Here is a 23,171-nt window from a genome sequence, read left to right as displayed (position 1 = left end):
ACCATGAGTAATTCAACCGCAAGAGTAGCCATCGTAACCGGCGCTACGAGTGGAATCGGCGCTGAAGTCGCCAAACGCCTCTGCGAAGACGGCTACCGGGTAGTCCTGAACGGTCGCGACGAAGAAGCTGGCAACGCCAAAGTAAAAGAGCTAAAGGCTGCCGGCCACGATGCCACCTTCCGTGCCTTCGACGTTACCGACGAGGTAGCCGTAGGTGAGCACATCAAGGCCATCGGCGAAGAATACGGCCGCATCGACGTACTGGTGAACAACGCTGGTGGCCTTGGTGGCCGCAGCCGTTTCGAGGAAATGACCACGGAGTTCTTCCGTAAAGTCATGGCCCTGAACCTGGACAGCGTATTCTTTGCGTCCCGCGCCGCCATCCCCTACCTGAAAAAGGGAGAGCACCCGACGATCATCAACTTCACTTCCAACGCAGCCTGGAATGCGGGTGGCCCCGGAGCGGGCATTTACGGTACGTCCAAAGCTGCCGTCCACGCCATTACCCGCGCACTGGCCAAGGATTTGGCGGAGTACGGTATCCGCGTTAACGCAGTGTCTCCCGGCACGATTGATACGCCCTTTCACCAGCAGATCAAATCCACGAAGCCCGAGGTCTTTGCTTCCTGGGCGAAGAACATCATGCTCGGCCGCCTCGGTGCACCCGAGGATGTAGCCGGCGTAGTCGCTTTCCTGGCGGGCAAAGACGCTGCATTCATGACGGCCGAGACCATCCAGGTAGGTGGTGGCCAGGCGTTGGGGATCTAGAATGACCTGATATTCGAAGCACCTCAGCATGATCTGAAGAGATTCGCATTAACCCAGAATTGGATGGCGTGGCCATTTGGTTCTGGGTTTTTTGTTTTTGTATATGGGTAGCTTGGCTCCGCAAATACCCGCAATTTATAAGTTATAGGCGCCACTAAATCAACCTGTTCATATAGCAGCATCTATGTAATACTACATTCGTACTGTACGCTATGCACACCTGCTCTTCTATCCCGTACCCTGAGGGCGCTGCCGCAGGTGCGAAGCAATAGGACGGAGGACAAAGTGGATGCTGACCCAATTTTCATAGTACCTGACCTGATTAGACAAGTGAAGGCCGACTGGCTGGAGGAAATTTGTACTTAACAAAACAACCACCATGACTTCCACGAAGAAAATCTTCAACGCTAAAGACTACACCAACGCTCCCCAGCAGCTCCGTAAGACACGATTAATTAATGCTCCCATCGAAGAAGTGTGGGATGTCGTCGCCAACCACGGCGGGATGACGGAATGGATGCCAATGATCTCCCACGTGGAGTTGACTAAACCCAACGCAAACGGCGAGTTCACCGAAGGCTGCGAACGGGAATGTCAATTTGGCCCTGACCTACTAAAAGAAAAGATCGTTTTTTGGGACGCCCCCTACGGCTACGCCTACCAGATCGCCGATATGCACTTGGTGAAGGACCACGTCGGTTACATCCAACTGCAACCAAAGGGTTCCGGGACGGAGGTCATCTGGACGCAGTACTTTTACCCCAACAGTAATTTCGCGATGAATTTCGTTGCCCGCCAGATCATGATGCCGGGGGTGATGAGCAAAGCGCTGAAGAATCTAGGTAAACAAGTAGCATGATCACCCAGCACCACGCCTTTGAACTGGCCGGTAAAAAAACTTTTGAGCGCGTCGTTGGGTGCCCGCCTTTACGCGTCCCGGTTGTCATGCCCGACGAGGCCTGCTTTTATTACGTAATTGAAGGCGATAGCCGATCCTACACCCCTACGGGGACGGTGAAGCAGCAAGCAGATGAGGGGCTGGTTCTACGTTGCGGAAATTACTTTTCGGAGTTTTTGAGCAATCGAAGTGACCGTTTCGAAGCCGTGGCCATCCACCTCTACGCGGATACGCTCCGGATGATCTACGACCGTGACTTTCCGGACTTCCTGGCGGAAATCGACCGGGTGCAGCCCATCCACTTTGAACACCGGGTAGCGTCAGAACTCATTACTGCTTACATCAATGGACTACAGTTTTACTTCGATAACCCCGCCCTGGTCAATGATGAGTTGCAAAAGCTGAAGATCAAGGAATTACTCCTCCTGCTGGCCCGAACGGAGAAGGCTGCCGACGTCCGCCGCTTGATTGCCGGATTATTTACGCCAACTACTTATGACTTTCAGTCCGTGATTGAGGTCAACCTCTACGAAGATTTGAGTACCGAGGAACTCGCCCACCTTTGCGGGATGAGCCTCTCTACCTTTAAACGAACCTTCCGAAAGACTTACGGCGATGCACCCGCTGGCTTCATCCGTCAGCGACGGCTGGAGCGGGCGGCGGAGTTACTTCGCAGAACCGATGGGCGAATTTCCGACGTGGCTTACGACTGCGGATTTAAAGAACTGGCCCACTTTTCGCGGACGTTCCAGAAGGTTTACGGGGTCTCGCCTACGGAGTGGAGACGGGGTCATTAGATTGGGTAGTTCTCTCCTGCAATACCTTGCCCACCAACCGCATTACTCCGCTCTTTTGCCCCCCTACCCTGCACCTGCGGCAGCGCCAGCTACTGAAATGGAATATTGGGGTTCGGCAAATTATTGGGTCGGCGCTATCTTCGGGTATGTTCAGATACTTACCCGTACTGCTAATTTTCTTTGCTTGTAATACCCCGGAAACCACCGTGGTGGCGACGACCAAACCGTCCATTGAAGACCAATTTGCCGGGTTCTGGTTGGGGCAGTGCATTGCTAATTGGACGGGCCTGGTAACCGAGATGGACAAGGTGGGGAATATTGGTGATATCCAGACCGGGGCGTTCTACACCAGGGAGGATTGGGGTGGTCCGGACCAACCTAATATCTGGTCCGGCGATACCATTAGCCACCTTTCTCCGACGATCGATTTTGTGTTGGTTAAACCCGATTCGGCGTGGGGAGCGGATGACGATACGGATATCGAATATATTTACCAGGAGCTATTGCTGCGTCACGATACTGCCCTCTTGAGCCCGACGCAAATCCGTGATGGTTGGCTGCGACACATTAAATCGGATGAAGAAAATTATTTGTGGGTAAGCAATGAACGCGCTCTGCGCCTGATGGAAGATGGCACCTTACCACCGGCAACGTCGAATCCCACAAATAATGAGCATTACGATATGATCGACGCGCAATTAACGACGGAGATTTTCGGGCTCTACGCACCCGGTGACGTCGACCTCGCACTCCGATTAGCGGAATTACCGATCCGCGTCGCCGCGGCGGAGGAAGCAGCGGAAATTGCTCGCTTCTACGTAGCGTTGTATGCATTGGCGGCGGATACTGAGTTGGCCGCCGGTGAAAAAGCCCCCGTGCAGGAACTGGCGGATGCCGCCAAAACCCAGCTAGTGGAAGGCCACTACCCACGGGCGATGTACGAATTCGTCAAAGCCCGCCACGCCGCTGGGATCCCCTGGGAACAGTGCCGTGATGAAATCTACCAGCGGTATCAGGTGACGGGTGCAGATGGCTACGACGTCACCTCAAGGAAGCTCTATTGCAACGGGTGCTTTGCGGCGGGTATCAACTTTGCGGCCTCCTTGGTTTCTCTATTTTACGGAGATGGCGATTTCGTGGAGACCGTCAAAATTGGCACCCTGGCCGGTTGGGATAGCGACAACCCGACAGCGACCTGGGGCGGCCTGCTTGGGTTTATGTACGGGCGGGAGGCCATTCAATCCCTCTTCGACGAGCCGCTTTCGGATCGTTTCTGGATCCACCGAACGCGCGTTGGTTTTGCGGGGGATGGGTTTGATGATTTTTCGTCGATGGCGGCGAAGGGGGTGCGGGTGAGGGAGTTGGTGGAGAGGTTGGAGGCCGTGAACTAAAGGTCTGAACCAGATTGCCAACTGACTGGACGGGGCAGCCAAACGGTAACAGCGGGTAAGGCGGAACTTTGTTCCATTCAATCACCAAACCGATACTGCCATGAAAAAGCACATCACTACTACCAACCCGATTTCCGCCCCCGCCTCCGAAGTATGGGCTAACCTACGCACTGGCGAAGGCGTCGACAAGTGGCTTCCGCCCGTGACCGCCTGCCGCGTCGAGGGTAACCGCCGTTACTGCGAAGCCGGTGAGGCGCGCCTGGAAGAAACCATCGAGGAGAGTAACGACGAGGCCATGACCTTCCGCTACTCCATCCAGAAGCAGGACATGATGCCCGTCATTGACATCGAGGGAACCATGCGCGTCGAAGCCGTTGACGCTAATAATTGCCTGCTGCACTGGGACGTCGACTTCGGCGTAGAGAGTGAAGAACTCTTCGCCCAACTCGAGCCTAATATTAAAGGTATGTACGCCGCCGCGGCCGCCGGCCTTGGGGAACTTGCCTTAGCTTAGTACACATGAACCGTAGTGAACTCCTGCAGAAGTGGAAGGGTAACAAGGGTTACACCCTGAAACTGATTAGCGCCATGCCCGACGAGTATTGGGATTTTAAACCTACACCTGAGGTTAAATCTTTCCGGTCGCAGTTTGCCCACCTGACCACCTGGATGCGGACCCACAGCCGCTTCGTGACCGGAGTGACGATGGAAAAGCCCTCGGTGAAGACTCGAGAAGATATTCTGTGGCACTTGACGGAATTCTTTGATGCCCTGCTCGCCTACTTGAAGGAAGCGGACGAAGGTGCACTTGATGAAATTGTGCCCGTCTTTTACGGAAAGCGTTCTAAGGAATTCATTTTACAGGTAATGGACAACCACCTCTCCCACCACCGGGGGCAGGTGGTTGTCTATTTACGTTTGTGTAGGGTGGTGCCGCCGGGGTACCGGGGATGGTGAGAGAACGTAAGAATTACTTGAAGACAATTGTCTAGCATGTACCCGGAGATCAGTTTTTCTGGCGCGGACGCAGGTGCAAAGGCAATTGGGGATCAGGACGCCCTAAGCCGACGGAATACACTACATTCAGTTCCACATAACAAAACTTTTTTGCCGTGCGACGTCTGCTGAATTCACTCCTCTACCTTCTACTTGTGCTTAGCTACCAAGCAGTATCAGCGCAGTCCGCTCCACCGGAGAATAAAACTCAAAGGGAGTTGCGCGTAAGCGCCGACGGAAGCCACCTAGTGACGGGCGCCGGCCTACCCTTCTTCTACCTCGCCGACACGGCCTGGGAGTTGCTCCACCGCTGTGACGAAGCGGAAAGTAGGATGTACCTCAAGGACCGCGCCGCCAAGGGCATCAATGTTATCCAGACCGTCATCTTGGCGGAGCTCGAAGGCTTGACCGTCCCGTCCGCCAACGGTCACCTTCCGCTCCGGAACCTCGACCCCGCGCGGCCGAACGAGGAATACTTTCAGCACGTGGATGCCGTGGTCAGGCTGGCAGATAGCCTGGGGCTTTATCTGGGACTCCTGCCGACCTGGGGCGATAAGTTTAACAAGAAATGGGGCGTCGGCCCAGAGGTATTCACGCCGGAGAACGCCCGGACCTTCGGCCGCTTCCTCGGTGAGCGTTACCGTAACAACAACGTTATCTGGATCCTGGGTGGGGACCGCATTCCGGAAGAACCGGAGGATTTTGCCATTGTCCGTGCAATGGCGGCCGGTCTGCGCGCCGCCGTCGACCGGCGACAACTGATTACCTACCACCCCCAGGGGGGCTACAAATCCAGCGACTACTTCCCGAACGACGACTGGCTGGATTTTCACATGTTCCAGTCGGGCCACGGCGGCAGCGGCAATAAATTGGACTACAAGTTTCCCCCCGAGGTCCTGGCCGAGGCACCCGGTAAACCAGTCATCAATGGTGAGCCTTGCTACGAGGATCACCCCATCAACTGGCGCCCGGTCAACGGCTGGTTCACCGACTTCGACACCCGCCGCGCTGCCTACTGGAGCGTACTGGCCGGCACTGCCGGCCATACCTTCGGCAACCACAGTATCTGGCAGATGTGGCAACCCGGTCGTGCGCCCATTTCCAGCGCCCGGACCGACTGGCGGACGGCCTTACGGTACCCCGGCGTAAGGCAGATGGGTTACCTGCGGCGCCTTATGGAAGGTCTGCCCTTTTGGGAGCTGAGCCCGGACGCCGACCTGTTTACCGCCATACCTAACAGCTCGGGCCGCGAAACCCTGGTCGTCAGGACACAGGACACAGGTTTGGTGATCGCCTATACCCCTTACGGTGACCGGCTGGAGATACGGCGAGATCGCCTGCCGGGAAAGGTAATCTGCTCCTGGTTCGACCCGCGAAGCGGAAATTCCATCCCTTTTAAAGCAGCTCAAACCGAAGATATGTTACTGTTCGACCCACCCTTTGAACCGGCTCCGGGGAACGACTGGGTGCTGGTCGTTAGAGCGGAAGACCGGTAATTAGGAAAAGCTATGGGTGAGTCGCTTAAGTAGATTTCAACGCGATCGGAGTTATCCCAAAGAAAGAATGAGTTAAAGCGACGCCCATCCTCTTGCTCTTTTATTCTATCCTGGCACCTGCGGCCGCGCCCTAACTCCGTGACCCGAAACGACAAATATCGGACCCGAACGACCAAGCCCGCCGCCCCAACCGCCCGGACCTTTGTGGTAACAAAAACAACCACAAATGCTTACCAGACTTTTCCTCTTTCCCGTACTCGCCACCCTGCTGGCCAGTTGTTCCATCGCCAATCTGCAAACGGATGTGCTGGCTGATAATCAGGTCGCTAACGCCGAAAGCAAGGGGCGCGAACTGCTGCAAATAACCTACGAAAAGATGGGTTACGATGCCCTGCAGGACGTTGAGGTTTACGAAGTGACCTCCAAATTCACCTGGTCTCCCGTATGGTCTTCCATGCCCATGAACTCGTTGCCGGGCGCAAAGGGAAACGACATTCAATTCCGTTTCGCGGCGAATACTTTTGATGGCCAGGTGGAATTTCTTGAGGGTCGCAAACAGGGGCAGATCATGGGAATCCAGAGTTGGGAGGGCTATCAGCGGGATGATGCTTCGGCCGCCGTTGAAAGCCTGGGCAGCAAACGGTACCCCTGGGGACTGGCTACGTACCACTACCTAGCCGAAGCCCCAATGCGCTTGCTGGGGGCCGACATTATCCGGTACGCAGGTGAGCGTGAGTTTGATGGGCAGCATTACGATCTCGTCTTCGTCACCTGGGGAGACGGCACGCAGAAGAAAGAGTACGACCAGTGGTTATTGTACATCAACAAAGCCACCGGATTTACGGACTTGACAGAATTGACCATCACTGATTTCTTTCTCCCAATGCCGGGTGGCATGAAGAATGCGACCGTGCGTTTTCCAGAGCGTGTTAAGACTTCCATCGGTGCTCACCTTCCGGCTACGACGGTTATCCAGCTTGGGCACCCGAAAGAGGATATTGAGAAGGATGTGTACACGTTTACCTTTCGGGATTTTAAGTTTGATACGTTTGAGAAAGCGGTGTTGTATCCTTTGGATGGGTTGCCAGTTTATGGGGATAGTAAGCCTAGGGAATGATTTGTTGGTGGGTTATTATTGTAGAATGGACCACCTGAAGGTGTGCCATCGCTACGTAGGCCGGCCCTTCGGGACGAAGTGAATGGCGCAGCCCTTACATTCGTGCCTGTCAATTAAATTCGATATGCTGCGCAAGACCGTCACGAGTATTCATCCACTTTCCGAGGCAGAACTTGAACAACTAGAGGGTATTTGCCACGAGAGGTCCTATGCCAAAGGGGAACACTTATTTTGGTCGGGCGATGTGTGCAGGGGTCTATACTTCGTGAAGCAAGGTGTCGTGGGTTTGTACGGTTTACGCGACGGTAAGGAGATATACCAGGACTTTTTTCTAGACGGCCAGTTTGCTACCGATGTAAGCAGCCTCGTCAGCCAGGAGCCGAGTAGTTTGTTCTTGCGCGCAGTGGAGGGTAGTACCATCAAGTACATACGGCGGGAAGACCTGCTTGGGCTGTACGAACAATCCAGTAATTTCCAACACCTGGGCCGCAAGGTGCTGGAACAGCTTTTGGTTGGCCGTACGGAGTTGTCCGTTCGACAGAGCACGCTGAGTGCGGTGGAGCGTTACCAATACGTGCTCGAGCACCAGCCAGCGTTACTCGAGCGGATCACCTTACGACACCTGGCTACCTACCTGGGTATGACAAGAGAAACCCTGAGCCGGGTCCGGCGGAAGAAATAATTCGATGGATTGATGAGGAGGTAGAATGTGACAAATGTCACACGCTAACCCGAGCAGTACGCGGAAATTTGTGGAAACAAAAATCCTTCAACTATGCGTTTCGCCTCTTTTTTCTTCCTACTCGGCGCCCTCACCTTCGTTAGCTGCGCTACTTCCTCCACGCCTTCAAATAATGATAGCATGAATGCTGCTCCTCAAGCCGTTATTGCCGCCTTTGCGGACGCCATCGCTACCAACGATGCCGCCGCTTTGGAGGCCATCCTCCATCCTAACTTCACCGTGATCATCCCCCGCTACCCTACGGCGGATAAGAATTCGGTACTGGACCGGGACACCTACATTCAACTCATCGGTAGCAAGAAGATTGGTGGCGAGCGCTACACCGTGACCTACGACCAAACTACAGTCATCGATTACAATGCCAACCTGATGGTCACCTTTGATGGCCCAAATACCATCATGCAGGCAACCTTTCTGTTGACGGAGGTTAGTGAAGGAGATTGGCAGATTGTAGTGGATTACCCGATTTTGCGGAATAAGTAATTAAATAATTGGAATACCCCATCGCTGAATTCGAGATGGGGTACTATTAGTAGAATGGGCCACCTGATGGTGTGCCATCGCTACTCAAGCCGGCCCTTCGGGACAGGGTGAATCAATCAATAGGATATTGGATAGTTAGAACAAATTCAAAATACAACTTAAAAACAGAGCCGCAACCCATCATTAGGCAACGGCTCTGACTAAATAAAATATGTAAGGGAAGGCATTGCCTACTTCGCCGCCCCCTCCATTTTCACCAACCGGTATTTAAAATCACCATACTCCCCCGCCTGCTTATAATCCTTAAGCACTTTCTTGGCGTTCGCCGACCCACCCGTCACGTGTTCGCCGGTAGCCAGGTAGTGGTCCAGACCGATGAGGGTTTCGTTGAGGCTGCTCTTGAAGGAGCTGGCTGCCATGCCGCCCATGAAGGCAGGTTTGGTACGGAAAGAAAATTCGTAGCCAGCCGTGGAGGTGCCATCGCCGTTGTCCACGACAGAGTAGATGGCGAAGCTGTTGTCGAGATCGAGCGGGAATTTTTGGGCGTCGATGATGACGTTCTTCATCACCATATTTTCGTTGTCGAGTTCGGCGATGCGTTCCTTCGTCCAGCGGCTGCCCTTGGCATTAAAACTACATTTCCGTTCCACGCCCACGGCGCCTTTCAATGAGCCGGATACGTAATCCGAAGTGTAGATGAATGGGGAGAAATTGGATATCTCGCCGTAGTCACCGACGAGGGCTTCCCAAACCCGTTCGGCGGGCGCGTCAATGACGCGGGTAATGGTCATTTTGCGGTAATCCTTACTCATACTCTGCGCCGAAAGCGAGAAAGAAGCCAGCATAATGGCGGCAAGGATAAATATTGAATAAATACGTGATGTACGTTGCATAATGGCATGGTTTGTCCGTCTCAACGCCGTATGGTTTTGGCGCTGACGCGGGTACAATGAAATTGGTTTAAAATGGGTAACGGGAGGCTGCGGAACCTCACCCTGACGTTTTAGAGTAAACAATCAGGGAAGGAAATACCAAGGGATGATCAGGCCGCCTGCAAAGGCCGCTTCTTTAACTCCTTGGCCTTCTTAGCGCTCGGCTTACCAGTCTCGACGTAGTGCTTGAAATCCTTGCCCGCCTGCTTGATAGCGCCGCCAAGTTTCATCTTCATCATCGGCTTCATGAGAAACCCCATTACACCCTGCAGCTCGCCAATGAAGTGGATGTCCACCTGCGTCTGGTTGCCTTTCGGCGTAAGGCGCCAGTTGTTGACGCCGGACTTTACGAAGCCAGGAAAGCCTTCGATGACGGCGTAGGCAAGGTGGTAGTGCTTGGCATCAAAGGTTTTGATGACCTCCTTGATCTTCCCGAAGTCCGTGTCACATGCCCGGTTGTTACACGCAGCCCCTTCGATTTGGGGAGCACCGTAGCCTTCGGAGTGGTAAAGCCCGGAAGCCCATTTGGCGGCGCCGCCGAAGTCGTTGCCGAGGACGTCCCAAACTTGATCGATGGGTTTGTTGACGGTGAAAGTAGTTTTGATTTCCATGGTTCTTTTATTAGATGGTTACGCTTTGGATGCGGAGAATGAATGGGTGTTACAAAAGGGACGAGATTTAATTCATTTATTTGAACATTGGCATTCGTCACCCTAGCTTGCGGCAAACCCAACCTTAGCCCTATGGAAGTCACCCTCACCATCGAAGACACTAAAGGCACCGCCCACGTCGGCCCACTCTCGGACCCTACTGCCCACATGGAGTTTTCCATCGCAGGACCGCAGTTGATCATCATCAGCCACACGGAAGTGGGTGAGTCGCTACGGGGCCAGGGCGTTGGCCGGCAGCTGCTCGATAAGGTGGTGGAGCACGCGCGGGCCAACGGCATCAAGATCATGCCGCTCTGCCCCTACGCGAAGAGTGTGTTCGATAAGGACCCTTCGATTGGGGATGTGTTGAAATAGGGTACGCTATTTAAAATACCGCATCAACTCATCATTCTCCAGGATTTCATCAATAACGGTCTGCTTGTCAAAATCCCGGCGCGCGGGGTGGTCGCGGAACAGCTCGGTATACTTCTCCTCGAAGGCATCCCCCGCCACGGCGTGGTGTTCCGTCGCGTAGGCGGCGATCTTGGATTTGAAACCGACGTTGAACTGCATGTTGCCCTCGTCCAGGGCGCCCATTTTCTTCAGGGTACGCGCTTTCTTCGGGCAGCGGCAGGGGTTGGTCTTGTTGACGAGCCCGCACTTATTGTTCATATAATTGTACAGTTCCTTGCGCGCCCGGTGGAGCTTGACGCGAAAGTTTTGGGGGGAGACCTCAAAGATCTCAGCGCCGACGTTGTGGTCGATCCCGAAGCTGTCGCCGAGGATGTAAATCAGGCGTTGCTCGCGGGTCAAACACATGAGCATGCCGGACATGCACCGGATCTTCATCTCCCTGCTCAACTCCTCTTGCGCTATTTCCTCCTCACGGGTGAGTTCGCTGTTGGGAACGGCATCGAGTTGGGCACCGTAATCGGCGAAGGAGCTGAAGGAGTCCTCCGTTTTGCGGCGCTTTCCCATTAGAAATTCATTCATCACGATGCGGTAGAGCCAGGTACGGAAGCTGCTCTTCCCCTGAAATAGGGCGAGCTTGGTGATGACCTTGAGTAAGGTTTCCTGGGTAAGGTCCAGGGCATCGTTGGCGTCGTGGACCATCTTCCAGGCCACGTTGTAAATGAAGGGTTGGTGGAGCTTCACTAGTTGGTCTAGCGCACTGCGGTCGCCCGATACCGCCGCTTCGACGAGTTGACGGTTTTCCGCTTCGTTATACTGTCCGGTAAGGGGATTTTGCATCGGTTGTTTTAGGTTTAGATGCACGGAGGGCGCTGGTGTTACAAAACTAGCGGTAAAACAAACAACGCGTGTACGTGAGGGCAGCGCCGTAGCTTTACCGACATGAAAGCGCTGCACCGCCTCTCCGGTATCGTCATCACCATTTTCATCCTGGCGCACTTGCTCAACCACGCCTACATCTACGTTGGGCCAGCAGCACACCTTGCATTCATGGAGCGACTGCGGATCGTGTACCGCCACCCTCTGGTCGAAGTCCCGCTGCTACTGGCCGTCTGCTTCCAAATTTACTCCGGTATTCAAATGGTGTGGCATGGCCGCCGGATTAATTGGCGAGGTCTGGACCGTATCCAACGGTGGAGCGGAGCCTATCTGGCCTCGTTTTTCCTCATTCACCTAAGTGCTGTACTCGCCGGAAGGTGGATTCTTGACCTGGACACCAACTTCTATTTCGGAGCGGCCGGGCTCAATACCTTTCCGCTATTCCTGTTCTTCATTCCGTACTACGCCTTGGCCATTGTGGCATTTTTTGGTCACTTGGGTGCCGTCCACGGGAAGAAGATGACCGGGAAGATTATTGGGATAAGTCCGCAGGGTCAGGGGTATTCCATCTTGGCACTAGGCGTGATAATTGCCGGAGCGACAATCTTCGGTTTGACGAATGGCTTTCGCTGGTTCGCGATCCCCGAAGCGTACTGGTTGTTTGGGATTGAGTAGTAGGCTTCACTTCAGATCATCCGTAAAATGACCACCGTGGGTGCCCTGCCCCATCTTCTTCTGGTTGAAAGTAACGGACGCTCCGCGCGGTATGGACAGGCTCACCCACTCCTCCCCTTTCAGCATACGGCCTACGTAGACGATCTGGCCAACGTGGTAAGCGTAGTGCATCATCTGCCGGTTGAAGGCTTCGGTCAGAGTATGTTGCTGGTTGCGGATTAAAATGGTCGCTGTGTACTTATCCGGGGTAATCGAATCGGTGGCCCTAAAAAGGCAATCCCAACCTTCATTCCACTTATTCAATAGATCGGCCTTGGTGCGGATGACCTCCTCGAATTCCTGATCGCGGTGGCGCCACTCCTTTTCCCCGTCGGAGTTGAGGAAGTCCGTCCAACGGGATTTCATATTGCCGTGCAGGTGGTTTACCATCACGGCGATGGAGTTGCTGTTACTACCCGGTACATGGAGTAGTTGGCTTTCGGTAAGTTGATCGAAGGTCCGGTCGCCGAGGGTGCGGTAGTACTCGAACTGTTTGCGGACGCTAGTTAGGTAGTTTTCCATATTATTTGCTGCTCCGTTCAGCTAAATGTCTATACTCTAAGTCACGATAATTTCGCCAACAATTTCCCCGCCCTACCCGATACCGACTTCCGCTCATCCTCCACCTGCCGCTCCAACTGAGGGATGAGGTAGGCTTTCAAGTCCTCATCCTTCTTTGCCCATTCCGCCAACGTATTCATCGTCTGGGAAAGGACGATCCAGTCGGTGTGCGTTTCCAGGTTATGCTTCATGAGGCCAATGGCGGCCGTCCGCTGGTCTTCGTTCAGGTCCTTTTGAAGTAAGAGAAAGAGCTGAGACAGCGTCCACTGCGTAGAAGCCTGGTCAATCAGGGAGACGTCCTCCAGCAAACGATCGATGTAGGGAATTAGCAAGGATTTGTCCTCCTTGCCGATACGCTTTATAGCATTGGAAACCCGCAAACGGACCGTTTCGTCGTCACTAAAATAGCAGTCGAATAGATCGCTGAATAATGCCTGGTCGGCCAGCACCTCATCGACAATTTCCACGGTATTGCCGAGGGAATTCGGGTGGCCGCCGCGGAGACGTTCATCAAAACTGTTTATGGGGTCGGATGGCACAGCAAAAGGTCTTCAGTTCCGCCGCAGGCATTAGATCAGATCGTTGTGGTTGTAATTCTCGTTAAGCTCCCGGAGCTTAAGTTGCTCCTCCTCACGGGCTAGTTCCTTTTCACGCCGCAATTCCTCCCGCAACTCTCGCTTCCGCTTTAACCGGTCAATTTCCTTCTCCAGGGCATCTTCTTCCCAATCTTCATCGATACCGAGGACGCCCAGATTTTCGGCTCCAAAAGCGCTGTAATAATGAGAGATCAGCCCAATACCCCAGGTGATCCCGATGATGAGGACGGGCAGGATCTCTCCATTGTTCTCGAAGTACATTAAGGCGTAGAAAAGTCCGAGCGTACACACGTAGGCGAAGAGGTGGTAGAAGAAGCTTTTTTTGTTCTTCACCTTCTCCGCGGCCTTTTCGTAGAGGTCTTCGTCGCTTTGTCTCATATTTATGTATTGCCAGACTAAGATACAAAATGCTCGGAAGCAGAAAAATTTAGGGCCAAACGATGGTTGCTTCATTAACGTAGACCATACCAACTTTCTCAACTTTAAAAGCCCAAACGTTCCCCAGCCTTAATAATGTCTTTCTTAGCAAACGGGTGTGCCTCCGTGGTGAACACGTGGGTATCCAGCCCAACTGTTTCACTGCCACCATAGAGCAAATAGAAGTACTTGAGCGTCTCTGCCACGAAGAACGTCGCCATTTCATCATCCCGCTCGCCCGTGCGCACATCTTTGAGGTGGGTGAATGCTACCTCAGTACGGCAGCACTCCTTTAACCGGGTAAAGTAATCTCGGGCAAAAGTCCGGTACCTTTCGTCGCCCGTGGCGGCGTGCAGGTAATAGGCGGATTCTATTACTTCGGGGTTCAATTGGTGGTAGCCATTCACGACGGTATCTGCTGCATAGTTGTACACCATTGGTGTCATTCCGTGTTTGGTGACGACGACGTCCCATGCATTAAACGCATGTTTTGCGCGATCCACGTCGTCCGCTAATACCAGTAGGGCGGGGAAATAGGCATCCCACAGCGTAATTTCCGTTTGCGTGACCTCGCCAGTCTCCATCGTGACGCGCGGGTACCAAAGCAAACTATCCTGCTCGTCGGGCAGGTAGTTTTGGATGGCGCTGATGTTGTCGTCCCAAATTTCCTTCAACTCGGGGTCACCAAACAGTAGATAAGCTTTGTATAAGTATTCGAAGTAGCTATCCGCGTAGGCACCCACCATGCTATTGGTTTCCGTCCACTCCCCCGTTTCCACATTTATGTCGCGGCCGAACAATCCGATTACTGACCGGCGGGTATTGAGGGCCAGCGTCGCCCGCTTTCCAGTTTGGTAGTATTTGGCGTCGTTCGTGTAATAACTCAACAGGCCCAATTCCAGCAAGTACGATCCCGCTTCGGCCACATTCACTATCGCACCGCTCGGTTTTCCCGTTTTTAAATTCACGTAGTAGTAAGGCATTCCCGTTGGTGAGTCGAAGGCGGGTAGCATCCGGTCACCAAAATCGGCTGCTTTGGCCAGTACGGCGGGGTTCTTTGTTTCGGCGTACATCGCCAACAAACCGCCCAGGACGCGAATATTTACCTCAAATACCTTCACGTCGATATCCCGGTCAAAACTGATCGAGTCCGCCACGTACCTTTCAATACGGTTAGCTTGCTCGTCGAGTCCCATCAGCTTTAGCGTGCTGTAACCGTCAATCGGCGAGATGAAGATCGGCTCCGCGTACCAATCCCGATAGCTTTTGCTGAGCGGCAGTAAATTATCGTGCGGCCAGGCGTACCGTTCGTAGGCCGCCCATACCCGTTCGGTTTCCGCGCGTACCTCAGCGGCCAATTTAGCATATTCAGGGGGCGCTGTTCCCGATAAAATGCGGGACGAGGTTGGCGCTCGCGCAGGTGCCGGGTCATTGGGTGAAGGAGCGGGGTTGGTTTGGCAGGAGAGTAGGCAAAGTAGCAGGATTGTACTCACAAATTGAAACCGGTGGTGCATGGATGAGTTGATAACGAGGTGCAATGAAGACACCAAAATACAATTCAACCATCGTTGGTCCTTTGCCTCGTCTGGTAAAATCTATCGGATTCTGGTTAATATCATTCCAACCTTCACTCCTTTGAAAGTCGCGCTGCCACCTCATCGTAATACTCCTGCGTCACCACCTCCGTCCAGGTAGTAGGTGCGCCGCCACCGTAGAGCGCCAGGTAGGTCACGTCACTCGTTTTGGTAGAGGAATGCCAGTGTTCGGTTTCCTTGTCGCATTTTATCACGTCGCCCTCTCTCAAGATGACTGGGTCCTTCCCCCGCTCCTGATAATAGGCCTCTCCTTCAACGATAACCAACACTTGGGCCGTGGCGTGGCGGTGCCAATCCAGCGTCGAATTGGCTTTGAAGGTCGCCTTCGTAATGTTATACCCCAAATCCTCATCGTCGTGGATCAACGGGTTCAACCACGCTTCCCCGAGGTAGTGGGTGTTGGGTGCCTTGCGACCTTCCGTTTGGTAGGAGTTGATTTGGTACGCAGACTGCTGAGCGCACGCGGGGAGGGTTAGCAGAACGAGGCAGAGCTTATATAGGTGGCGCATGATGTACAAAAATTAAATCTCAATGTACGTTCATTCACCGATTTCAAGGGCGCTGCCGCGGGTGCGGTGGAGGTGGGTAATGGAGCTTGGGATGATAAACGAAACCGTAGGGATTGACCGTAACGCTGCGACAAAGCGAGAACGTGGGGGTTGATCATCCCAATACAATAAACGAAAACGTGGGGGTTGATCATCGCAATACAATAAACGAAAACGTGGGGGTTGACAATCGCAATACAATAAACGAAAACGTGGGGGTTGACCCCCACGCTACGATAGACGCCCCGCCGGGGCTGGATGGTTACTAGTTAATGAACGAATACCAGTCCCGAATGGGACGGGCCACCTTAGCGTAGGGTGGAACGGGTCGCGAGACCGTGGAACCCTACGTATTCGTTTATTCACACCATACCGTGGAACCCTACGTATTAGTTCAATCACGCCGTATCGTGGATATCATACGTGTTGATTCAATCACGCCATATCGTGGATATCATACGTGTTCGTTCAATCACGCCATATCGTGAAACCCTACGCATTCGTGTAATCATCCGAAACCGTGGCACCCGACGTATTTGATAATACACGTAAAATCGTGAAACCCATGTAACGTCCAACGAAAACGTGGGGGTTGACCCCCACGCTACGGTAGACGCCCCGCTGGGGCTGGCTTGCATATATCGGCAAACGAATACGTAGGGTTCCGTGGCCCTTCGGCCTACTCCACCCTACGCTAAGGGGAACCGTCCCTTCGGGACTATCACTCCGCCGAAATCATCAACCGCAACAACTCTTCCCTACCTTCCAAATTCTTACTCCCGGAAACCCGGTACACCTCCGCCGGCGGGGCGGCCCGATACACCGTATCGCGGACGGTGACGTAGATCGGTTCCGAAGATGGCCGGTAGACGGTATCGCGGACGATGCGGGTCACGTATTTATACTTCGGTAGGTATAGGGTATCCGTTTGGGCGATGCGTACGGTATCCGTCCTGATGACGGGGGGAGGTACTACTGCGGCAAGTTCCACCAATTCGGTTGGGCGGGATACGTACAGACCTCCCGCCAGCAGGAACAGCAACCAGCCGGCAGCGGCGACGAAGGGCCAGATGGAGGTCCTTTCTTTGCGTTGCCCTTCCCCTTTTCCCTGCACCTGCGCGAGCGCCAAACTCGTCCCGCCTTTTATCGGGAGCGGCGCCACATTCGTTGCATTCGAGAAGGCAGCGAGCAGCGCCGGACCGGGTAACGCGGAGGACTGACCTGTACTCAACTGCTGACTGAGCTCCCGGTGAGCATCGTACTCCTCACGGCTGATTTGGTCGCGGACGGCGGGCGGCAACTCATCGTAACGGTGGTCGGCGAGGTAATCGAGGTAATCCATAATTATTTGTTGGTCGTGGTAGGGCGGAGGATGGCGGCGAGCTTTTTGAGGCCGTAATGGAGGCGACTTTTGACGGTGCCGGGCGCGCAATCAAGGGCATCGGCGATCTCCTCAATGGAGTAATTCTGGCGGAAACGGAGGTCGACGCAGAGCCGTTGCGGCTCGGGCAATTGGCTGATGGCGCGTTGTAAGGCTTGTTTATCCGGCTCCGAATCTCGCTGCTCAAAAAGGGGTTGCCGGGCGGCGAATTCCCCCTGTCGGCGGAGGCGACGCTCCGTCCCTCGGTACTCATTTTTAAGCAAATTGGCGGCGATGTGGAAGAGTAGCGGACCAAGATCGTCGGGCGCGGAAACAGCATTGTCGCGCGCCTCCCGGAAGGCCCGGCTCTCCAACAGGCGCAGGAAAACTTGTTGGCGCAAGTCCTCGGCGCGGGCCGCATCGCTACCGGCGCGGGGCAGGAAATAGGCGTAGAGGCGCGCTCCGTACCTCCGGTAGAGATCGGTGAAAGCGGCCTGGTCTCCCTGGCTGGCGGCGATGAGTAGTTGGCGGTCGGTCAAGGTATTGGCTAATCTACGTACATCATGATGAGCCGGAAACCGACGCCCGGGTGGGGCAAAGCAAGTTGTTGGGTGGAGCCGACCTTGATGCGTTCGGCGGGGTCGAGGTAGCTTCCTCCGGCGGCAGTCCCTTCCGGGTGGACCATGGTGGCCGCATTTCCGGCCATGTTGTACAAACCGTAGTCGTTGGGGTAATAGGCATCGGCCTGCACGGTTAAAAAGCCGCCATCGTCGTCGTACTCACACTCCACGTTCGTTCGTTCGAGGATTTCGGCCCGCTTCCTGGGAGAGAGATAAGTGGAAACGGAGATCTTTTCGCGGAAAATCTTGGTCTCTTCCAGCGAAACCGGGTGCAGCATATTCAGATTTCCCAGGATGCAGCCCTTAGAGTTGCGGTAATACGGCCCGCCCCACGGATAGGGCGCGTACTCCCGGCCGCCCTGCGCCGCGTAGGCGTATTCCGTGGCCTCAAATAACCGGAAACGAACGTTGCGCCCGTCCGGCCTTTTCGGGTCGCTGTTGTAGACCTGGGCCAACCAGATGGCGTACAATTCCGCGGCCTCGTAGCTGATGTTAACCACCGGGTGGGCGGCGTAGCGCGGGTCGACACCCATGATCATATTGACGTACGATTCCGCATCCGCGGTTTCCAGCAAGGCTTTTTTCAGCGTATCCAGGTTGGGCCGGGCGACCTCTACCCTACTCAACAGATCAAAATCGCGCTGCCGCAGGAGGTCCTCCAAAAAGCTTTGGTATTCCGCGTTGGTGACGTTCGTTTCACCCGCGTAAAAGCCGTTAATGCTGGTCGTGGATTTATCGCGAACATCCGTATAATTTCCGGAGGGCACGTAGGAAAATCCTTTCGCGATATCCTTGGCCCGCAGGTCCACGTCGGCCCCGGCGAGGGCGGGCAGCGCGGCTTCCGGCGCGATGATTTTATTGACTGTTTCGGAGACCCCGGCGCGGTCAGCGATGCCGGAGATCAAATCCTTCAAATCGGCCAGTTTCGGTTCGGCTTCGTAGAGCGTGAGCAGAGCGGGCAGGTAATTTTGGTTGAGCTGGTCGGCGACGCGCTGCCGCGGCCCTTCGGCAAAGGGAAAGCGCAGCTGTTCGAGCCGCCAGGTGTGGCGGTAGAGTTGGGCGATCCGGTCCAGGTTATCGAGCGGCTTTTCGCTGATGCGGAGGGTGAGGCCGGTCAGGTAAAAGTCCTTCGCGCGGTCGGCGGGTAGGGTTTCGCGGGCGGTCGTGGCGACGTACACGTCATTTGCTTGGCGGGCGAGCAGGGCAAAAGGGTCGGTATCCGGTTCCCGACCCTTCGGCAGTTTGATGCCGAGGCGGTCCACAACGACCTCCCGGTAAGCGGGAAAATTCACCAGCAGGTTGTAGTTGATCACGTGTACGTCCGGCCGCACCCGGTAGGCGCTCTGGAGGAGCCAACTGGGGTAGGTATCGGCGTCGCCGTAGGTGAGCAACACCCCGTTCTGGCCTACGCTCATCAGCTGGTTGTAGTTGTACTCCATCACCCCTTCCGGAATGGCCCGCCGCCGGTGCATATCGATCAGCGTTTGGTCCCGCCGCGCCCACTGTCCGATGATCGTGTAGTAGGCCGAGAGCGCGGTCGCGGCCTCCAGCCGGTTGGGGTCGGCGGCGTTGGCCCGTACGAGGTGGGCGTGGCGCAGGGTTGGGTCCTTGGCATCGGCGAAACGCAGGTAATTCAGTTCAAAACTGTTCGCTTCTAACCGCTCTTCGGCCATGGCGAGGATGTCGGGCAAGTCGTACGTCCCCTCCGCAAATCGGTTGGCGTAGTGGGCGGCCTTGTAGTAGTTCCAGATGGCGTTGGCGTCGCTGCATTCGCCGGTGGCGATGGCTTCCCAGTCTGCTGCTTGCTTAGCGTAATACTCCGGGTTGTGTTGCTCAAATAGCAAGCTCACGAATGGTTCCGGGGCGCTTAGTGGTAATAGGGTTTTAGGGGTTGCGGGCGCTGCTCCCGATAAAATGCGGGACAAGTTTGGCGCTCGCGCAGGTGCCGGGAAATGGGGTTCGGAATGGGCGGAGAGGGTTTGGGTGGCGAGGAAGGTGAGGAGGAGGATTATGATCAGGGCGAGGCGTTGGGACATGGGGTTTTTTGGGGTGGTATACCCCGTGGGGGGGTGGGCGTTCAAATTCGGGGGGATTTTTTGGGAGAGGGGTTTCTTTGGGAATCGAAATTGGCGGGATTGACGACCATGTTTCGATCAACGGAAACGCGGGAAGCAACGGAAACGTGGGCGGTAATGAAAACGTGGGGGGCAACGAAAACGTGGGCCGTAACGAAAACGTGGGGGTTGACCCCCACGCTACGGTAGACGCCCCGCTGGGGCTGGGATTTTTGCGTTGGGAAACGAATACGTAGGGTTTCACGGTCTCGCGACCTGTTACACCCTACGCTAAGGTGATCCGTCCCTTCGGGACTATTACCGGGTGCGGCGGTAGGTGGTTTGTACCACGTGTTCCAGGAATACCTCGACCTTGACGAGATCGAAGGTTAGGCGGTCGGTCAATTCGCCGAAGAGGGAGGCACCGCCACCCAGCAGGATGGGTATGGTCGTGATGCATAATTCATCCACCAAATCGTCACGGAGGAAGGATTGGATGGTGGCGCCGCCATCCACGTAGAGCGTTTCGTAGCCAGCCTGATGGAGTTGATCTACGACTTTCATAGGAGTGCCACGGGTTAGAGATACTTTATCCCTTAGCTCCGCCGGCACCTTTTTTAGGGTATTGCTCAGGACGAATACGGGTTTGGCATAGGGCCATTCCACCCCAAACGCGAGGACGGTCTCAAACGTCGTGCGGCCCATGACGACAGCGTCGATCTCGTTCATGAGGGCGACGAAACCCATATCGTTTTGGGTGGGGTTGGGAGTGGTTTCGAGCCAGTCGAGTTCGCCGTTGGGGCCGGCTAGGTAGCCGTCTAGGGAGGTGGCGGTGAAGATTTTTGTTTTTGGCATTTGGGGGAGAATTGACGCGCGTTGGTAAGGTAGGCCTGTCTCGACAATTCCGTCGTTTCACGAATACTAGTCCCGAACGGGACGGTCTCCCTTAGCGTAGGGTGGAACAGGTCGCGAGACCGTGGAACCCTACGTGTTCGTTCAATCATGCCAAATCGTGAAACCCTACGCGTTCGTTTGACGATGTTTGACCGTGGAATCATCGAAAACGCGGATTGGTCCCGCCCAATGACAAACGAAAACGTGGGGATTGATACGTCGAATATTAATCGAAAACGTGGGGGTTGACCCATCTAACGATGAACGAAAACGTGGGGAACCATCCCCACGCTACAATAAACGCCCCTCCGGGACTGTACGCAACAACCTCCGGCATCATTCACCGTTACCCCACCAAATACCGTTCCCCAAATGCCCACCCCACCCAACCGCATCGAAATCACCTCCCCCACCCAACTCCGCGAATGGCTCGCCGCCAACTACGCCCAGGAAGCTTCCGTGTGGCTCGTCACCTACAAGAAATCGACGCCAAGTAAGTATTTCTCCAATTCGGAGATGCTCGACGAACTGCTCGCCTATGGGTGGATGGACGGGCGGCGCATGAAGCTCGACGACGAACGGACGATGCAGCTCATCTCCCCCCGCCGCGTCGAGCACTGGTCGAAAACGTACAAGGATCGCGTCGCCAAACTGGAGAAGGAAGGGCGCATGGCCGAACCGGGGCGGGCGGCAGTGGCCCGGGGCAAAGCGTCCGGCTTGTGGGATTTTTTGAATGATGTCGATGCGCTTATACAGCCGGATGACCTCAAGGCCGCCCTCGCCCAGAACGCCGTAGCGGAGGAGTTCTTTAACGCCCTCTCCCCCGCCCGGATGCGCTTCGCGTTGCGGTGGATCAAGCTGGCCAAAGGAGCGGATACGCGGGCGCGGCGGATTGCGAAGGTGGTGGAGTTGTCGGGTCAGGGGGAGCGGGTGGCGGGGAGTTAGGGAGATACCCGCGCTACAACAGTCGCAATCGTCGGTCTACATCCACAACACGACGAACGAAAGCGTGGGGAACCATCCACGAGACAACCAACGAAAACGTGGGGAATTCATCCCCACGCTACAATAGACGCCCCTCCAGGGCTAGCAATCCCCCCCTACTCAGCATCACCTAGGATCTCGTTGATGGTAGCGCGCATTTCCTTGATAGCCTGCTGATTGTATTCCCGGTCAGTGGGTAGGGCGGCAAAATCTGCCTCCAACTCCTTTAACCGGTTTGGTTCGTCCAGGGCACGCAACAGCGCTATTTTACGAAAGAGAAACGCCGGTTCGGGGGATCGTTTAAAGCGCGCCTCATTGTCGCTATAGAGTTGTTGAAGCAGGCCCTTACGTTTCGCGGGCTCGGCGCTGGCTTCGTAAAGTTTGACCAATTGCAGGCCCGTCAGGTAGTTGTCCTTCTGGTTGGTCATTACGGATTGATAGCGGGTTTCCGCGGCCGCGTACCGGCCAAGCGCCACGAGATTGTTGGCTATGTGGTTGTCCAGGTTCAGGCGTTGCCGTTGCCAGCGTGCAGGGTTCATCCGGGGTGGCGGGGGGCCGTCGAGCAGACCGGTGAGGATGGTGATAGCATCTTTGTGAGCTCCGATATTTGTTTTACTCATCGCCAGCTTCAGGCGCGGCTTGAAAGTTGGTTTCCCAGCCTTTTCCATCAGGTGGAGGAGGTGTTCCAGGGTCCGGTCCAACGCTAGCAATAAGTGGCTTTTCGTGGGGTACGCGGTGATCAGAAAGGCCTCTCGCGTACGCTCGTCGAAATAGTGCTGACTTTCCGCCGGCATCCTCGCGATACTGGCGAGCAGACTACCCTTTTGCTCGTTGAGCCAAGCATCTTCCGGCGCAAGTGAGATAGCCCTGTCAATGGCGGAGATGGCGGCGTCGTAATCCCCAATTTGCCGGCACATCGTGGAGAGGTGGGCCCAAGCTTCCGAGTTTTTCGGGTAGGCCGCCAGCAGTTTTCGGAAGGCAGTGATGGCCTCGGCTTCGCGCCCTTCCTGGTGGTAAAGATCGGTCGCTTCTTTCAGGAGTTGTTGCTCAGTCATCAAGTTTCAAGTGGTGTCTAGACACTAAGGTAGGGTCAATCGGTCAACCGCCAGTCCTTCTACTCGATCCTTTCCTGGCACCCGCGGCAGCGCCCGACTTAGCCTTATTTGGCGCTGACGCAGGTGCGATGCAAATGGTTAGGAGCAGTTATTGGGTTTCACAAATATGGAATGATAAACGTCAAAACAATCCGCAGCCGCAAACAAGATGGG

At 55.0% G+C, this 23,171-nt stretch carries 26 protein-coding genes; 13 read left to right on the top strand and 13 right to left on the bottom strand.

The window, feature by feature from the left end:
• The first annotated feature begins 3 nt into the window (after window positions 1–3).
• The 10 genes from A3850_RS14080 to A3850_RS14035 all read left to right on the top strand — a co-directional run bounded on the left by A3850_RS14080 (window position 4) and on the right by A3850_RS14035 (window position 8,688).
• Window positions 4–768 (top strand): SDR family NAD(P)-dependent oxidoreductase, encoded by a 765-nt coding sequence (locus tag A3850_RS14080; protein WP_068217710.1) that lies wholly within the window; start codon window positions 4–6, stop codon window positions 766–768.
• Window positions 769–1,147: 379 nt separating this feature from the next.
• Window positions 1,148–1,627 (top strand): SRPBCC family protein, encoded by a 480-nt coding sequence (locus A3850_RS14075; protein ID WP_068217707.1) that lies wholly within the window; start codon window positions 1,148–1,150, stop codon window positions 1,625–1,627.
• Window positions 1,624–2,463 (top strand): AraC family transcriptional regulator, encoded by an 840-nt coding sequence (locus A3850_RS14070; RefSeq protein WP_068217704.1) that lies wholly within the window; start codon window positions 1,624–1,626, stop codon window positions 2,461–2,463. The genes A3850_RS14075 and A3850_RS14070 overlap by 4 nt, the downstream gene beginning before the upstream one ends.
• A gap of 146 nt (window positions 2,464–2,609) precedes the next feature.
• On the top strand, window positions 2,610–3,854 hold the full coding sequence (locus A3850_RS14065; RefSeq protein WP_068217701.1) for an ADP-ribosylglycohydrolase family protein: 1,245 nt from the start codon (window positions 2,610–2,612) through the stop codon (window positions 3,852–3,854).
• A gap of 100 nt (window positions 3,855–3,954) precedes the next feature.
• Entirely contained in the window at window positions 3,955–4,368 is a 414-nt protein-coding gene (locus tag A3850_RS14060) for an SRPBCC family protein (RefSeq protein WP_068217699.1), read from the top strand.
• 5 nt (window positions 4,369–4,373) lie between these two features.
• Complete coding sequence (locus A3850_RS14055; RefSeq protein WP_068217696.1) at window positions 4,374–4,811, top strand: DinB family protein; 438 nt, start codon at window positions 4,374–4,376, stop codon at window positions 4,809–4,811.
• Between the two features lie 257 nt (window positions 4,812–5,068).
• Window positions 5,069–6,346 carry a DUF4038 domain-containing protein gene (locus A3850_RS14050; protein WP_231915327.1) on the top strand — a complete coding sequence of 426 codons (1,278 nt, stop codon included), beginning with the start codon at window positions 5,069–5,071 and terminating at the stop codon, window positions 6,344–6,346.
• A gap of 226 nt (window positions 6,347–6,572) precedes the next feature.
• Window positions 6,573–7,463 carry a hypothetical protein gene (locus tag A3850_RS14045; RefSeq protein WP_068217689.1) on the top strand — a complete coding sequence of 297 codons (891 nt, stop codon included), beginning with the start codon at window positions 6,573–6,575 and terminating at the stop codon, window positions 7,461–7,463.
• A gap of 82 nt (window positions 7,464–7,545) precedes the next feature.
• On the top strand, window positions 7,546–8,145 hold the full coding sequence (locus A3850_RS14040) for a Crp/Fnr family transcriptional regulator (protein WP_082921824.1): 600 nt from the start codon (window positions 7,546–7,548) through the stop codon (window positions 8,143–8,145).
• A gap of 93 nt (window positions 8,146–8,238) precedes the next feature.
• Window positions 8,239–8,688, top strand: coding sequence for a nuclear transport factor 2 family protein (locus A3850_RS14035; protein WP_068217686.1), 450 nt, complete (start codon window positions 8,239–8,241; stop codon window positions 8,686–8,688).
• Between the two features lie 230 nt (window positions 8,689–8,918).
• Here A3850_RS14035 and A3850_RS14030 read toward each other — a convergent pair whose 3' ends face one another.
• Both A3850_RS14030 and A3850_RS14025 read right to left on the bottom strand, forming a co-directional pair.
• The gene (locus A3850_RS14030) at window positions 8,919–9,581 is read right to left on the bottom strand and encodes an SRPBCC family protein (RefSeq protein ID WP_082921823.1); all 663 of its coding nucleotides are present in this window, start codon (window positions 9,579–9,581) and stop codon (window positions 8,919–8,921) included.
• 149 nt (window positions 9,582–9,730) lie between these two features.
• Window positions 9,731–10,231 (bottom strand): SRPBCC family protein, encoded by a 501-nt coding sequence (locus A3850_RS14025; RefSeq protein WP_068217682.1) that lies wholly within the window; start codon window positions 10,229–10,231, stop codon window positions 9,731–9,733.
• A gap of 132 nt (window positions 10,232–10,363) precedes the next feature.
• Here A3850_RS14025 and A3850_RS14020 point away from each other — a divergent pair, with 132 nt between their 5' ends.
• Window positions 10,364–10,645: a GNAT family N-acetyltransferase gene (locus tag A3850_RS14020; protein ID WP_068217679.1), complete on the top strand. Its 282-nt coding sequence runs from the start codon at window positions 10,364–10,366 to the stop codon at window positions 10,643–10,645.
• A 6-nt stretch (window positions 10,646–10,651) separates the two neighbouring features.
• Here the strand turns inward: A3850_RS14020 and A3850_RS14015 are convergent, their stop codons facing one another.
• Window positions 10,652–11,521, bottom strand: a complete 870-nt coding sequence (locus tag A3850_RS14015) for an RNA polymerase sigma factor (RefSeq protein ID WP_068217677.1) — start codon at window positions 11,519–11,521, stop codon at window positions 10,652–10,654.
• Between the two features lie 102 nt (window positions 11,522–11,623).
• Here A3850_RS14015 and A3850_RS14010 point away from each other — a divergent pair, with 102 nt between their 5' ends.
• Window positions 11,624–12,235, top strand: a complete 612-nt coding sequence (locus A3850_RS14010) for a hypothetical protein (protein WP_068217674.1) — start codon at window positions 11,624–11,626, stop codon at window positions 12,233–12,235.
• Between the two features lie 6 nt (window positions 12,236–12,241).
• Here the strand turns inward: A3850_RS14010 and A3850_RS14005 are convergent, their stop codons facing one another.
• From A3850_RS14005 to A3850_RS13955, 9 genes are all read right to left on the bottom strand, one after another.
• The gene (locus A3850_RS14005) at window positions 12,242–12,796 is read right to left on the bottom strand and encodes a DUF1572 family protein (protein ID WP_068217671.1); all 555 of its coding nucleotides are present in this window, start codon (window positions 12,794–12,796) and stop codon (window positions 12,242–12,244) included.
• Window positions 12,797–12,837: 41 nt separating this feature from the next.
• Window positions 12,838–13,374, bottom strand: coding sequence for a hypothetical protein (locus A3850_RS14000; protein WP_068217668.1), 537 nt, complete (start codon window positions 13,372–13,374; stop codon window positions 12,838–12,840).
• 30 nt (window positions 13,375–13,404) lie between these two features.
• Window positions 13,405–13,809, bottom strand: coding sequence for a 2TM domain-containing protein (locus A3850_RS13995; RefSeq protein ID WP_068217666.1), 405 nt, complete (start codon window positions 13,807–13,809; stop codon window positions 13,405–13,407).
• A gap of 104 nt (window positions 13,810–13,913) precedes the next feature.
• The gene (locus tag A3850_RS13990; protein ID WP_082921822.1) at window positions 13,914–15,362 is read right to left on the bottom strand and encodes a glycoside hydrolase family 47 protein; all 1,449 of its coding nucleotides are present in this window, start codon (window positions 15,360–15,362) and stop codon (window positions 13,914–13,916) included.
• Window positions 15,363–15,475: 113 nt separating this feature from the next.
• A complete protein-coding gene (locus tag A3850_RS13985) occupies window positions 15,476–15,952 on the bottom strand; it encodes a cupin domain-containing protein (RefSeq protein WP_068217659.1) in 477 nt (158 codons plus the stop codon).
• A 760-nt stretch (window positions 15,953–16,712) separates the two neighbouring features.
• Window positions 16,713–17,333 (bottom strand): hypothetical protein, encoded by a 621-nt coding sequence (locus tag A3850_RS13980; RefSeq protein WP_068217656.1) that lies wholly within the window; start codon window positions 17,331–17,333, stop codon window positions 16,713–16,715.
• A 2-nt stretch (window positions 17,334–17,335) separates the two neighbouring features.
• Window positions 17,336–17,890, bottom strand: coding sequence for an RNA polymerase sigma factor (locus tag A3850_RS13975; protein WP_068217654.1), 555 nt, complete (start codon window positions 17,888–17,890; stop codon window positions 17,336–17,338).
• Window positions 17,891–17,898: 8 nt separating this feature from the next.
• Complete coding sequence (locus tag A3850_RS20630; protein WP_157501211.1) at window positions 17,899–20,007, bottom strand: SUMF1/EgtB/PvdO family nonheme iron enzyme; 2,109 nt, start codon at window positions 20,005–20,007, stop codon at window positions 17,899–17,901.
• Between the two features lie 336 nt (window positions 20,008–20,343).
• Window positions 20,344–20,880, bottom strand: coding sequence for a dihydrofolate reductase family protein (locus A3850_RS13955; RefSeq protein WP_068217642.1), 537 nt, complete (start codon window positions 20,878–20,880; stop codon window positions 20,344–20,346).
• A 411-nt stretch (window positions 20,881–21,291) separates the two neighbouring features.
• Here A3850_RS13955 and A3850_RS13950 point away from each other — a divergent pair, with 411 nt between their 5' ends.
• Window positions 21,292–21,864, top strand: coding sequence for a YdeI family protein (locus A3850_RS13950; RefSeq protein ID WP_068217639.1), 573 nt, complete (start codon window positions 21,292–21,294; stop codon window positions 21,862–21,864).
• Between the two features lie 155 nt (window positions 21,865–22,019).
• Here the strand turns inward: A3850_RS13950 and A3850_RS13945 are convergent, their stop codons facing one another.
• The gene (locus A3850_RS13945) at window positions 22,020–22,958 is read right to left on the bottom strand and encodes a lipopolysaccharide assembly protein LapB (RefSeq protein WP_068217636.1); all 939 of its coding nucleotides are present in this window, start codon (window positions 22,956–22,958) and stop codon (window positions 22,020–22,022) included.
• Window positions 22,959–23,171 lie beyond the last annotated feature (213 nt).

The sequence above is a fragment of the Lewinella sp. 4G2 genome, from assembly GCF_001625015.1.
Lineage (GTDB): Bacteria > Bacteroidota > Bacteroidia > Chitinophagales > Saprospiraceae > Neolewinella.
The sequence above is the reverse complement of the archived record's forward strand: the minus strand, read 5'-3'. Positions and strand labels throughout refer to the sequence as shown.

Bases quoted from the DNA above. Each gene is read 5' to 3' on its own strand.
- A3850_RS14080 (WP_068217710.1), top strand. From the start codon at position 4: ATGAGTAATTCAACCGCAAGAGTAGCCATCGTAACCGGCGCTACGAGT.
- A3850_RS14075 (WP_068217707.1), top strand. From the start codon at position 1,148: ATGACTTCCACGAAGAAAATCTTCAACGCTAAAGACTACACCAACGCT.
- A3850_RS14070 (WP_068217704.1), top strand. From the start codon at position 1,624: ATGATCACCCAGCACCACGCCTTTGAACTGGCCGGTAAAAAAACTTTT.
- A3850_RS14065 (WP_068217701.1), top strand. From the start codon at position 2,610: ATGTTCAGATACTTACCCGTACTGCTAATTTTCTTTGCTTGTAATACC.
- A3850_RS14060 (WP_068217699.1), top strand. From the start codon at position 3,955: ATGAAAAAGCACATCACTACTACCAACCCGATTTCCGCCCCCGCCTCC.
- A3850_RS14055 (WP_068217696.1), top strand. From the start codon at position 4,374: ATGAACCGTAGTGAACTCCTGCAGAAGTGGAAGGGTAACAAGGGTTAC.
- A3850_RS14045 (WP_068217689.1), top strand. From the start codon at position 6,573: ATGCTTACCAGACTTTTCCTCTTTCCCGTACTCGCCACCCTGCTGGCC.
- A3850_RS14040 (WP_082921824.1), top strand. From the start codon at position 7,546: ATGGCGCAGCCCTTACATTCGTGCCTGTCAATTAAATTCGATATGCTG.
- A3850_RS14035 (WP_068217686.1), top strand. From the start codon at position 8,239: ATGCGTTTCGCCTCTTTTTTCTTCCTACTCGGCGCCCTCACCTTCGTT.
- A3850_RS14030 (WP_082921823.1), bottom strand. From the start codon at position 9,581: ATGCAACGTACATCACGTATTTATTCAATATTTATCCTTGCCGCCATT.
- A3850_RS14025 (WP_068217682.1), bottom strand. From the start codon at position 10,231: ATGGAAATCAAAACTACTTTCACCGTCAACAAACCCATCGATCAAGTT.
- A3850_RS14020 (WP_068217679.1), top strand. From the start codon at position 10,364: ATGGAAGTCACCCTCACCATCGAAGACACTAAAGGCACCGCCCACGTC.
- A3850_RS14015 (WP_068217677.1), bottom strand. From the start codon at position 11,521: ATGCAAAATCCCCTTACCGGACAGTATAACGAAGCGGAAAACCGTCAA.
- A3850_RS14010 (WP_068217674.1), top strand. From the start codon at position 11,624: ATGAAAGCGCTGCACCGCCTCTCCGGTATCGTCATCACCATTTTCATC.
- A3850_RS14005 (WP_068217671.1), bottom strand. From the start codon at position 12,796: ATGGAAAACTACCTAACTAGCGTCCGCAAACAGTTCGAGTACTACCGC.
- A3850_RS13995 (WP_068217666.1), bottom strand. From the start codon at position 13,809: ATGAGACAAAGCGACGAAGACCTCTACGAAAAGGCCGCGGAGAAGGTG.
- A3850_RS13990 (WP_082921822.1), bottom strand. From the start codon at position 15,362: ATGCACCACCGGTTTCAATTTGTGAGTACAATCCTGCTACTTTGCCTA.
- A3850_RS13985 (WP_068217659.1), bottom strand. From the start codon at position 15,952: ATGCGCCACCTATATAAGCTCTGCCTCGTTCTGCTAACCCTCCCCGCG.
- A3850_RS13980 (WP_068217656.1), bottom strand. From the start codon at position 17,333: ATGGATTACCTCGATTACCTCGCCGACCACCGTTACGATGAGTTGCCG.
- A3850_RS20630 (WP_157501211.1), bottom strand. From the start codon at position 20,007: ATGTCCCAACGCCTCGCCCTGATCATAATCCTCCTCCTCACCTTCCTC.
- A3850_RS13955 (WP_068217642.1), bottom strand. From the start codon at position 20,880: ATGCCAAAAACAAAAATCTTCACCGCCACCTCCCTAGACGGCTACCTA.
- A3850_RS13950 (WP_068217639.1), top strand. From the start codon at position 21,292: ATGCCCACCCCACCCAACCGCATCGAAATCACCTCCCCCACCCAACTC.
- A3850_RS13945 (WP_068217636.1), bottom strand. From the start codon at position 22,958: ATGACTGAGCAACAACTCCTGAAAGAAGCGACCGATCTTTACCACCAG.